This window comes from Pseudomonas sp., assembly GCF_026224925.1.
Classification (GTDB): domain Bacteria; phylum Pseudomonadota; class Gammaproteobacteria; order Pseudomonadales; family Pseudomonadaceae; genus Aquipseudomonas.
In genome coordinates this window covers 1-11,358 of record NZ_JAMFRV010000741.1, presented here as the reverse complement: position 1 = coordinate 11,358, position 11,358 = coordinate 1, and the positions used below count along the sequence as shown (strand labels likewise).

At 58.1% G+C, this 11,358-nt stretch carries 12 protein-coding genes and 1 pseudogene; all 13 read right to left on the bottom strand.

Translation table 11 applies throughout. The features are described 5' to 3' along the window. A partial coding sequence (locus M0974_RS30790; protein ID WP_297845760.1) for a hypothetical protein occupies positions 1–1,567 on the bottom strand: 1,567 nt, incomplete at its 3' end. Continuing rightward, positions 1,564–1,992, bottom strand: coding sequence for a hypothetical protein (locus tag M0974_RS30785; RefSeq protein WP_297845759.1), 429 nt, complete (start codon positions 1,990–1,992; stop codon positions 1,564–1,566). The genes M0974_RS30790 and M0974_RS30785, both read right to left, overlap by 4 nt. Further along, a complete protein-coding gene (locus M0974_RS30780) occupies positions 1,982–2,878 on the bottom strand; it encodes a type II secretion system protein (RefSeq protein WP_297845757.1) in 897 nt (298 codons plus the stop codon). The genes M0974_RS30785 and M0974_RS30780 overlap by 11 nt, the downstream gene beginning before the upstream one ends. After that, positions 2,878–3,333 (bottom strand): prepilin-type N-terminal cleavage/methylation domain-containing protein, encoded by a 456-nt coding sequence (locus tag M0974_RS30775; protein WP_297845755.1) that lies wholly within the window; start codon positions 3,331–3,333, stop codon positions 2,878–2,880. Before M0974_RS30775 ends, M0974_RS30780 begins: the two co-directional genes overlap by 1 nt. Next, positions 3,330–3,782 carry a prepilin-type N-terminal cleavage/methylation domain-containing protein gene (locus M0974_RS30770; RefSeq protein WP_297845754.1) on the bottom strand — a complete coding sequence of 151 codons (453 nt, stop codon included), beginning with the start codon at positions 3,780–3,782 and terminating at the stop codon, positions 3,330–3,332. The genes M0974_RS30775 and M0974_RS30770 overlap by 4 nt, the downstream gene beginning before the upstream one ends. Next, the gene (locus M0974_RS30765; RefSeq protein ID WP_297845752.1) at positions 3,782–4,219 is read right to left on the bottom strand and encodes a type II secretion system protein; all 438 of its coding nucleotides are present in this window, start codon (positions 4,217–4,219) and stop codon (positions 3,782–3,784) included. Before M0974_RS30765 ends, M0974_RS30770 begins: the two co-directional genes overlap by 1 nt. A gap of 81 nt (positions 4,220–4,300) precedes the next feature. Beyond that, positions 4,301–5,533, bottom strand: a complete 1,233-nt coding sequence (locus tag M0974_RS30760; RefSeq protein WP_297845750.1) for a type II secretion system F family protein — start codon at positions 5,531–5,533, stop codon at positions 4,301–4,303. Next, entirely contained in the window at positions 5,530–7,257 is a 1,728-nt protein-coding gene (locus M0974_RS30755) for a GspE/PulE family protein (protein ID WP_297845748.1), read from the bottom strand. Before M0974_RS30755 ends, M0974_RS30760 begins: the two co-directional genes overlap by 4 nt. 33 nt (positions 7,258–7,290) lie before the next feature. Beyond that, positions 7,291–8,229: a tetratricopeptide repeat protein gene (locus tag M0974_RS30750; RefSeq protein WP_297845747.1), complete on the bottom strand. Its 939-nt coding sequence runs from the start codon at positions 8,227–8,229 to the stop codon at positions 7,291–7,293. Then, complete coding sequence (locus M0974_RS30745) at positions 8,226–9,155, bottom strand: AAA family ATPase (RefSeq protein ID WP_297845745.1); 930 nt, start codon at positions 9,153–9,155, stop codon at positions 8,226–8,228. The genes M0974_RS30750 and M0974_RS30745 overlap by 4 nt, the downstream gene beginning before the upstream one ends. Positions 9,156–9,159: 4 nt before the next feature. Next, the gene (locus M0974_RS30740; protein WP_297845743.1) at positions 9,160–10,788 is read right to left on the bottom strand and encodes a pilus (MSHA type) biogenesis protein MshL; all 1,629 of its coding nucleotides are present in this window, start codon (positions 10,786–10,788) and stop codon (positions 9,160–9,162) included. 5 nt (positions 10,789–10,793) lie between these two features. Continuing rightward, the gene (locus M0974_RS30735; RefSeq protein WP_297845741.1) at positions 10,794–11,120 is read right to left on the bottom strand and encodes a Type II secretory pathway component; all 327 of its coding nucleotides are present in this window, start codon (positions 11,118–11,120) and stop codon (positions 10,794–10,796) included. Further along, positions 11,113–11,358, bottom strand: a pseudogene (locus M0974_RS30730) (MSHA biogenesis protein MshJ); the annotation flags it as partial. The pseudogene M0974_RS30730 and the gene M0974_RS30735, both read right to left, overlap by 8 nt.

Here is an 11,358-nt window from a genome sequence, read left to right as displayed (position 1 = left end):
GGATCGATGAATTGACCCCGAGGCTGACGTTACCCACGCTGGTATTGCTCAAATACGCTTGCGCGCTGCCGCCACTGAAGGTGAAGGTGATGGTGTTGCCGTTCATCACGGCGGGTGATGCCGCTGTCCAGCCGCTGGCGGGGCTCAGCGCAACACTGACCGGGTTGGCAAAAAGACTGCAATTGGCATCGGCGCACGCAGTGATGGTGATTGGTTGTGGGTTACAGGTCAGTGCCGCGCCTGCATAGCTGAACGCGAAATGATCGACAAGCGCCACAGGTGCTACAGGTGCTGGAGCTGCGCAGCTGGTATGGGCCGGGCTGGTGTCACATCCCCCGGTGATGGTCAGGGCGCCAACCGCTCGGGTGGTGCCGCCGACGCAGGTGTCAGTGGCAGTCAAGGCAGCTCCCGACAAGGCATCAGCAATGATGCTGCTGGCGGTAAGGGTCATCGCCGCTTGCGACAGAGCACTGATACCGACGCTGGTGCGGGTGAGCGTCATCGCTGCACCGGCCTGAGCGTTACCCCCGATGCAGGTGTCGGTGGTGGTAATCACCGCAGCTGCAACGACATTGCCCGAGACGCTTCCGCGCACCAAGGTGATTGCCGCCTGGGTGCTGGTCATGTTGCCGGTTATGGGGGTGTCGGTCATGGTAATCACGCCGAACGCCTGGATGTCACCGCCAATGCTGCCGGCTGTCAGGGTGATCGCTCCGGCGTTGCTGGTGACATTGCCGCCTACTGGGGCGCCGGTCGAGGTAATGGCACCCTGGGCAACAATAGCCCCGGTGATACTGCCGCCGACAATTGTGATCGCGCCGGTGCTGCTGGTCAGATTGGCTTTCATAGGGGTGTTGGTGGACGTCACCGCGCCATAACCCAAGACATCGCCACCCACGCTTGAGTCAGTAAACGTGATTGCCCCGGCGCGACTGGTCACCGTGCCCGTCACCGCAGAGCCAGTTTTAAGGAGAATGGTCCCAAGCGTTTGGACATAGCCGCCAACGCTGACAGCAGCAAGCGTACTGGCACCCGTGGTGCTGATCACGTTGCCGTTTACGTGGGTGCTTGCCGCAGTGATCGCTCCGCCAGCCTGAGCATTGCCGGTAATGGCGCCGCCGATAAGCGTCATCGTGCCATTGGTGGTCTGAACCGAACCGGCCACCGTGGCGTTTAACAGATTGATTGCTCCATCGGTAGAGCTGATCGACGCACTGAACGTGCTGTTTGTACCCGCGACAGTAATCACTCCAGCGACCGAGACCAGAGCCACGGTGTTGCTGCTGGCACCAATCGTATTGGTGTCGAGGGAAAAGCCCTGGGTCGCCACTACCGTGATGTTACCGGCGATCAACGTGCCCACCACCAGTGAATCGCCGGCAGCGAGATCTACCTCTCCGGTACAGGTGAAGGTGTTGCCACTGCTGCTCCAAACTCCCGTGCAGGGTGCGTCTGTACCCAGCAGGCTGAAGGAATAAGTCGTGGCGGCAAATGTTGTGTTCGCCAGCAACGGGCTAACCAACAGTGCGACCCAAAGGCAAATTCGCTTTACTACGTGCTTGTTCATGGCGCGCCTTTTTCTATGGTGGCTGTCAGTTGTCGGTAGGCGTAGTCGGAGCGACTGCCGGGGCTGCCGTTCTGTGCGGTTGAGGTGAAGAGCAATATCTGCAAAGCCACGCCGTTGTTGTCCAGATAGTTGCTGCTGGTGCAGGCAACATTGACGCTGAAGTCGGCGAGATTGCTCCCGGCCAGAGTCGGGCTCCCTTGAGCGCAACTGCCCGAGCTGAGCGATAAACTAATACCCCATTCCAGCCCGGCATTGGCTGACTGGTAGGCCCGGGCTTGCTGGATTGCGAGGCTGTTGGAACCGTGTTGTGCAGCAGACAAGCGCGCCATTGCGATCACCACCAGGGTCACCACAATCAGTAAAAATAACGCGGCGACCAGGCCAAATCCCTGGGAGCGTTGGGGCCGGCGAGGGTCAGGGCGCATTGTCGACGTGGACCTGTTGCAAGAGTTCAAAGCTTTCGTTATCGAGGGTGATACGCAGGGTCAGGGACAACAGTCCACCGCGCTGGGTAGTGCCCACCTGGTAGGTGAAATAGGTTTGCGAACAGTCGACGTTTACCGCCAGCGGCTCAGGGTTGGAGCCTGCCGGCGGCTCTGACGGCAGTGAAGCCTGCAAGGTGCTGTAGCTGTAACGAAGCAACTGCTGGTTTTCACAGCGATAGCCCACCACCGACTGAGCCATGTACAAGCGATACTGCGGCGATGCGTAAGCGAAGCGAAAACCGCCAGTGGGCAAATTACCCATGGCAATCAGGGTTTCACCGGTCGGCGCTCCAGCAAGCAGGTTAAACGTGGTGCCGGTCGGAGTGATGACCCCAGGGTTCGCGGGCGCCCAGACATTACTGCCGCTCACCGGCGCACCGCCCGATTCGGCACCGATGTTGTACATCACCATCCAGAGCGCGCCAGTTGGGTCGAATGAGCCATCCAACACCTGAAAGTCGTCACAGCGGCCATCCACCGTTGAACTGCCGCAACTGCCGGCAGTGTCTGTGGAGAAACGCAGGCCTTCGCTGTCAGTACGATTGGGACGGTAACGCGCCGCACCTTGAATCAGCATCAGCTCCACGGCTTGTCCGTCGGCCGACACCCGCAAAGAATTCGGAATCGCGAGGCGTACGTCGCGGGTCATGCGGTTCATGGCGCCTGCCGCTTGTTCCACCAGCGCACCGCGCCGGCTTTGATCCACCAGGCCTTGCAGCGGGTGCGAAAACACCGTGCTGATCACCACCACGATGATGCTGGCCAAGACGATAACGAGTACCAGTTCGATCAGGGTGAAGCCGCGCGCGCGCGCCGGACTGTTCATCAATAGCGCGTCCGATAGCCGCCAAGCACTAACCGTTGGTTAGCGGGGTCGGTGACAGTGACTTCGACGTACAGCGCGTCGGCTGCGGACAATCCTGCCCAGGCTTGTGGGTTGACGGTAACTCCAATCTGATAGCCCGAAAGGGGCGCGATAGCGGACCCGTCGGCGTCGTGGGCACCGTTGTCGTTCAGTCCGGCGTAGTTACAAACGACTTGGTACTGGCTGCGGCTACTCGGTGGCGCGGGGCAGACGGTACCGCTGGAATCGGCATAATCCTTCAACAGGATTTCCTCAAGGTAGGCCTGCGCGATGTCGAGGCTTTGCTGGCGTAGCAAGGGATCAGACGATTGATTGGTGATGGCCGCCATGGCCGTGAACAGTGCGGCGGCGGCGATACCAATGATCACAATGGTGAGCACCAGTTCGACCAGGGTCATGCCCCGTTCGCGCTTCATTGCACCAGACCCGTGTCAGCGGTGACACGGAGTGTGAAGCCGTCATTTAAGGATCCGATCGTTGCACTCGCGGCGCTGGACGGGCGGCCCAGGGAGTCGAATACAACAGGAAAATTGACCGTTGTCAGCGCCACGTTAGTGGGCACTGCAGCGGCAAAGGTCTTCTTGCCATCAGGGCTCAGGACGTCGGCGGTATAAGCGCCGCTCGTACAATTTGCCGCTTGAAGCAGGTAGTAGCCGTTGGTATCAAGGTTGACTTGAGTCAGGCAGCCGCTGGCCAGGGCAAGCTTCTGTCCATAGCGCACGGCGGCCAGGCTCTCTTCGAAAAACACGCGTTCGTTGAACACTTGTCGATCAAAGAAGCGCGGCCCCACGACTGCCGAGACGATGCCGATGATCACAATCACCAACACCATCTCAACCAAGGTGAAGCCGCGCATGTCAGGCATTAGCAGCCATCAGTCATGCTGGCGACTGTCGGGGAGCTGTTTGCGCTAGCGGCTTCGGTGTAGGTCACTTGGCAAGAGGCAGGCGTTGCTGCGTTGTTAGCGGTGACTGTTACGGTCGGGCTGACGACAGTGGTCGGGGTGATGTAATCACTCGAAGAAATATTGGCTGCGATCAGGATGCCGGCCGCCGTTGGGTAGCCAAACGCCATTGGGATGGTCTGGCCTTCAAGCACCACGACACCTTTCTCTGCAAGAAATACCGAATGCGCGATTGCCGCAGCTGAGTTCATGGAACCTGCTGCACCACTGATGGTGGCTGCCTTTGCATCGCCGGTCAGGTTAGCGAAGCGTGGCAACGCGAACGCGGCCAAAACGCCGATGATTACGATCACCATGACCAGCTCGATCAAGGTAAAACCGCTTTGTTGTCTTTTCATGCTGTATTTCCTTTGGTTTTTCTTCGTCACGTCACCGATATTGGTGACGTGCTTAAGGCTGTTATTGTTTTGTTTGGTTGATCATCCGTGACCCTTTGCGGCTGCTGACAGGTCCCACATGGGAAGAAACACGCCCAGGGCCAGAACCAGCACCATCAGGCCCATGGCGACGATCAAAATCGGTTCAATGGCATCGGCCAGTTGCTTGAGGTCGTAATCCACTTCCTGTTCATAGAAGTCCGCTACTTCGACAAACAGGTCGTCCAGCGCACCGGCTTCCTCACCGACCGACATCATTTGCAGCACCAGTGGGGTAAACAAGCCGCTGGCGGTGGCAGTGGAGGTCAATGCTTCGCCGCGCTCCACGCCCTCGCGCATCGCGAGGATGGCCCGGCCGATGTAGCGGTTACTGACGGTCACGCTATTGATCGACAAGGTTTGCAGCAGCGGCACACCCGCCCGGTACATCATCGCGAACGTGCGCGTGAAGCGGCCCAGGGCTATACGCTCGAAGAGACCGCCGACAATCGGCAGGCGCAGTTTTATCTGGTCCCAGCGCAACGCTCCGGCGTCGGTGTTGGTCCACTTGGAGAAGCCGTAAATGCCGCCGACGACCATCAATCCCAGTAGCCACCAATAGTCTTGAAAGAACTGCGACATGCCGATCAAAAAACGGGTGGGTAAAGGCAGTTGCGCGTGGAACTGCGCGAATATCCTGGCGAAGGCGGGAATCACCACCAGGTTGATCACGGTCAACCCCAGCCCCATCGCGATGAAGACAAACATCGGATAGCGCGTGGCCTGTTTGATGCGCTTGCGCGTCTCGCGCTCCAACTCCAGATAAATCGCCAGTTGGCGAAAGGCCAGGTCGAGTTGGCCGGTGTTCTCGCCCACACTGATCATGCTCACGACCAACGTGTTGAATACTTTGGGGTGCGCGTTAAAAGACATGGCGAGGCTCATGCCAGCATCCAGATCACTGCGCACTTTCATCAATACGTTGCAAAAGTTTTGGTTGTAGTTTGATTCGGCCAATCCGCCGATTGCGCGAATGATCGGTACACCGGCCTTGCTCAAACTGTGCATTTGCCGACAAAAAGTAATCAGCTCCAGCAGCTCGATCTTTTTGCTGCGAAACCGCTCGTTCAACTGAGCCAACAAGTCACCTTGCTCCTCAACCTGAACATCAATCGTCAGCGGGACAATGCGCTGGGCCAACAACTCACTGGCGAGGGTGTCTGCGGTACTGCTGTCACGACTGCCGGTGACCTTAACGCCGCGGGCGTCCCGCCCGGTAAAGCGGAAAACGGTCATTGGTTCGCGCCCTCATCGGCCCGGAAAACGCTGACCTTGAGTACTTCCTCGACGCTGCTCAGTCCCGTCAGTGCATAGTCCAGCGCGCAGATGGCCAGTGGTCGATAGTTGGGGCTGGCGAGGGCTGCATCGGCAAAGCCTTGCGGATCATTGCGGCGCAGGGCTGCGATCATTTCGGCGTTCATTTCCAGGAGTTCGAACACCCCCAAGCGTCCCGAATAACCGGTGTTGTGGCAGTGGTGGCAGCCGGTACCTTTGTAGAAAGTGTGCGTGTGCAATGAAGCCCCATGCAGATGCTCCAACCACGCCATCTGATGCGGTTGCGGAATGTGCGTGGCGCGGCAGCTTTCGCATACGCGTCGGATCAGTCGCTGGGCCAGAACGGCGGTTAACGCCGTGGCCACCAAAAACGGTTCGACACCCATGTCAATCAGGCGCATGGCGGTGGTCGGTGCATCGTTGGTGTGCAACGTCGACAGCACCATGTGACCGGTCATGGCCGCCCGCAGCCCGATCTCGGCTGTCTCGTGATCGCGTATTTCCCCGATCAGCAGAATGTCGGGGTCCTGTCGAAGGGCTGAGCGCAGAATGCGGGAAAAGCTCAAGTCGATCTTGGCGTTGACCTGCACCTGGTTCACCCGCGGCAACCGGTATTCGACCGGGTCTTCGACAGTGATGATTTTTTTCTGCGGGCTGTTCAATTCGCTAAGCCCCGCATACAGCGTTGTCGTTTTACCCGAGCCGGTGGGGCCGGTGACCAGTACCAGGCCAAAAGAGCGTTGCAGCAGTTGGCGAAAGCGCGCCAGCATCGGCGCCGGCATGCCGCCGTTTTCCAGGCTGGTGATGCCGTTTGTTTGATCAAGTAGGCGCATCACCACGGATTCGCCGTACTGCACCGGCATCGTTGAGATCCGGACATCAATGGCGTGGTTCTTGACCCGGATATTGAAGCGGCCATCCTGAGGTAAACGCTTTTCAGCGATGTCCAGACCCGACATGATTTTCAAGCGCATGACCAACGCCGAGGCCACCCTCGGTTCCTTCAAAATATGCTCGCTGAGCACGCCGTCGATGCGCTGGCGAATGCGCAAGACGCCGTCACCTGGCTCGATATGAATGTCCGACGCGTTCATTTGCACCGCGTCTTCAAACAGTGTTCGCAGCAAGCGCACAACAGGCGCATCACTGTTATTGGTTGCGCCCAGCGCGGACAGGTCGAAGTCACTGTCTTTAAGGTCGCCTTCCAGCTCACCCGCAATGATGTCCAGTTCGCTGGTACGTCGGTACAGCGTGTCGAGTGCCTTAAGCATTTCATCTTCGCGAACTACTGCGGGATGAATCGGGGTGCGTAACACGCGTTCCATTTCATCCAGCGCGAACAGGTCGAGCGGGTCACTCATGCCCACTAACAAGCCAACAGGTTCGCGGGACAACACGATGACGCGGAAGCGCCTTGCCAGGTTTTCCGGCAACATTTGTACCAATGCGTTATCGAACTTGAAGTGTTTGAGTTCGATAAATGAAATGTTCAACTGCTCTGACAACGCGGTCAGCAGACGTTGTTCGTCGACAAAACCGAGCTCGATGACCGTGCGACCCAGCTTGAAGCCCGTGCGTTTTTGTTCCTGCAGGGCGCGTTGCAATTGGATGTCGTTGAGCAGTCCGGCGTCAATCAACAGGTCGCCCAGACGCACCTTACTGCGACGTATCTTTTCGTTATCCATTGAGCCTTACCCCCATCGCACTGTCTTGCATGGTCATTTGCCCGCCAACGCGACGGCGCGGTCGCTGGCGAAACGCCGGGCGCCGTCGTCCAGACCTTGTCCGCGCTCGGCAAAACGGTAATGGCGCTCCGCCTCTGTGGGTTGCCCCAGTCGTTCCAAGGCGATCCCCAGCCCTAACTGCCAAGCCGCCTGAGTGGGCCGCAATTGCGTGAGCTGCCCATACAGCGCCGCGCTTTTTTGCCATTGCTCGGTCTGCTGGTAGCAGGCGGCGAGCAAGGCGTAATAAGCAGGTTCCTGGGCTAACTGAGGAGGGCTCTGTTCCAGCGTGGCGACTGCCTTGCGCGCATCACCTGATTGCAATTGCGCGCGCGCCAACGTCAGGCGTAAGTCGCTGGCATTGGGCTGATAAGGCGTGATCGTCATGTGTGGCGGGCCTGTCACCGGCTGTGGCTTGGTGACCGGAACCACAACTGTTACACGGGGGTGTTTATCCGCAGGCGGTACGGGCGCAGTTGCCCACGCCGGGAGTGCAGGCTCCGCCGTTGCTGTATCGACCGGGGGCGGCTCGGTCGTTGCGACCCTGTCCATGCCCATTGGTGTGTTTGCGTCATCGACGATAGCCACCTCCTTTTGCGGTTGTACTTCCAAAAGGCACGCGGTAGCGGCCGTTGGCGTACTGGGCAAGGTCGCCGGGGCAGCAACAGGGACAGGGGGCGCAACCACGGCAGATATGACCGTTGCGTTGTGTGCCAGTGGGTTCAATTTGACTAAGCGGTTAATCAACAGCCCAAGGGGCAGCCCAATAATGGCAATTAGGGCTACGCCGATGACGCCGTTCTGAAACCGGCGCAAGCGCTCGCGGCGGTCAGCGCCAGATTCGTCGACGGCCGAAAAACCTTCGAGCTCTGGTCGTTCGGATGAGTCGGCACGACGTTTTTCGAGGTTACTGAGCATGTCATTGATCAAGCTCATCGCAACACCTCACGGTATTCCATCACACACAACCCGATACCGACGGCCAGCAACATCAGCGTGAGAATGACCACTTGCCATTGCGACCAAAACCCAAGGCGATGGGTGAAAGGGTGGGCACCCTCGGTGTCCCGTAGTGCAACGGCTACGTGCTTTGAGGTGACCTGTTTACGGCCTTCCCCGTAAGCGGCCATCAAGGCCTTGTGTGCAAGAATATTGATCAGCCGAGGGATGCCGGCACTGTCACGCACCAAGCGTTGAACTGCTTCGGCAGCAAACAGCGGAGCGCCCCGATAGCCGGCAACGGCAAGGCGTTCGTGCACATAACGCGCGGTGTCTTTCTTGTCGAGGACGCGCAGGCGGTAGGAAAACGTAATGCGTTGGCGAAGCTGACGCAGGTCATTGCGCGCTAACGTGGTGTCCAGTTCGGGTTGGCCGAACAACACAACCTGGAGCAGCTTGGATTGCCTGGTTTCCAGATTGGTCAGCAGTCGCAATGCTTCCAGAGTACCAACCGGCAAACCCTGGGCTTCGTCAATCAATAGCACAGTGCTTTTTCCGGACGCTGCGAGTTCTATCAAGCGGTGATGCAGTGCATCGAGCAAGCCTTGGGTATCAAGCTCATCCACACCCTCAATGTGCAGCTCACGGGCCAGGGCCTGGCGCAAACCGGTAGGGCCCATGCCTGGGTTAGGCAGGTACGCCAACTGATAACGTTCGCGGTCCAAGTGCGCGAGGAGGGTGCGGCAGATTAACGTTTTACCGGTGCCAACCTCGCCCGTGATTTTGATGAATCCCTCGCCCTCAGCAAGTGTCACATGCAGCAAGTTAAGGCACGCTTGATAGGACGCCAGCTTGACCAAAAACTCTGTATTGGGCGTCAGCGCGAAGGGCTTCTCGCGCAAGCCGAAGTAAGCGTTGTACATAGCGTTACTTCAATTCCTTGAACGTCTCTGCGGTTTTACGCAAGTCGCCCAGCCACACATCGTCGTTCACCACCTGGGGACGCATAAGGATCACCAGTTCGCTTTTTTGCAGGGTGTTGCGTTGTTGCTTGAAAAGATTGCCAATGATCGGCAGCTTGCTGGCCCAAGGAACAGCAGTGTTGCTGTCATCGCTTGAGTTTTGCAGCAAGCCACCGATCACCACGACCTGACCGCTGTGGGCGCGCACGATGGAGTCGGACTGGCGGGTTGTCGAAAGCGCCAGTGGCAGCTCTAGAACGTTATTGGTGCCCAGTGTGATGGTTTTGTTCTGGTCGGTGACCTGGCTGACGGTTGGTCGTACGTGCAGCGTCACGGTGTCGTTCTGATCGATTTGCGGTGTTACATCGAGGGAGATACCGGAAAAGAACGGGGTCAGCGTGACGTTTTGGGTCGGTTGAGTAACGCCAGCAACCGTGGTGGTGCCAGAGGTAGACGAGACGTCGGTAACGAAGAATTCATCGGACCCGACCTTGATCACGGCTTTCTGGTTATTCAGCGTTGAAATACGTGGGCTGGACAGTACGCGAACCTCGCCTTGGGTCTCCAGCAACTGGATCAAGCCGCTGAAGTCACCCACGCTGATGGTGCTGCTGAACACTCCGCCAACGGCCGTTGGACCGGTCAGTGCCGCCCCTGCCAGGCTGCCACCCAGATCGCCGCCTAACTTGGTCCAACTAATACCGGCCTGGAAGTTCTTGTTCAACTGCACTTCGATAATTTTTGTTTCCAGCACGACTTGGCGCTGCAGATTGCGTTGCGCTTTTTCAAGAAAACGCGCGACGTTTTCCTGATCGGCACTTTTGGCGCGGACGATCAACAGGCTGGCCTGAGGGTTGACCATCACGCTATTGCCGGGCTCGTCACCCACGATCATTTTCACCACTTCACCGACTTCCTTCCAAAAGTCGGCATCACTGCTGGTGGTCACGCGGCTGGCATTAAGCGTCGACGCCGAGCTATCGCGGTTTTGTCCATTGCCGTTGTCGTTGTTGTTATCACTGTTGCTATTACCGCCGTTACTGCTATTTCCATTTTTGTTATTACTGCTGACCATCTGGCCCGCGCTGATTCGGGTATCGGTTTTGCTGACACGCTGCAGGTTCAGGTAGTTGATGTCATAGCTGCGAGTAATCACGCTATTGGGCAAGATTTGATAGCCATAGCTGGTCTTGCGAAAGTCATAGCCGTAAGTGTCGCGCACTGCGCTGAGTACTTCTTCAAGCGTTACACGGCGCAGGCTGAATGTGATGTTGCCCGTTACATCCGGGTGCACCACCAGGTTTTGTCCGGCACCTTGCATCAGGCTCAGGAAGAAATCGCGCGCGGGCATGTCTTTGGCCGACACGTCGAAACGCGGGTCATTGGTGGACGAGCCTTGCGCGTTATACGGCTGCAGCAGAGCCGCCTGGACAGAGGGCGGTGGCACTGACCGTACTTGCGATTGCTGCACACTTTCATTGAGTGATTTATTGCTCTGATCGTAGAGCACTTGGTCGCCGCCTTTGAATGTCTGGCAGGCGGGCAGTAAAAAGGTTAGGACGAGCAGGCATGGGCCCAACAGGAACTTCATCATGGGTACTATCGGCTCGGCTGTATAACGGGATTGGCCATGCGCAGGTATTCGCGCTTGCCATTGCGTTCGATCAAAACGGTTTGAGGATAAATAGCCAGTACCCGGGCGTCGGCGTGTTCGTCGCCAACTCGCAAGGTCCGTCCATCAATGACTGCACGGCTGCCGTGGGCGCCGAGAAGGATTTCTTGCAGCACCGGCGTGCGCGCTTGTTCCCCCGGGCGAACCCCAGGTATTAGGCGGGCAGGCGGCCGGGTAGGATCAATGGGCACCTCACTGCTTGCGTGGGCCATTGTGCTAAACAGCAGCGCCGTTATCAGTAGGGCTTTAAACACCGACCCACCCCGCATACCGGCTTAGCGTGTACAGCTGCAGGCTGATCTGTGCGTGGCCAGAACCTTCATCTCCGACTCGGTAGTCGAGACTCTCCCAGTTCAGTTTCCATTGCGTGCCCTGAATCGATTTCAGGTAGCCCAACAGCTCAAAATAACCACCCTCCAACTTCAGCTGCACACCGTGACGGTACAACACCACGACGCTGGGTGCTGCCTTGGCTTTAGGGTTGGCAGCGGG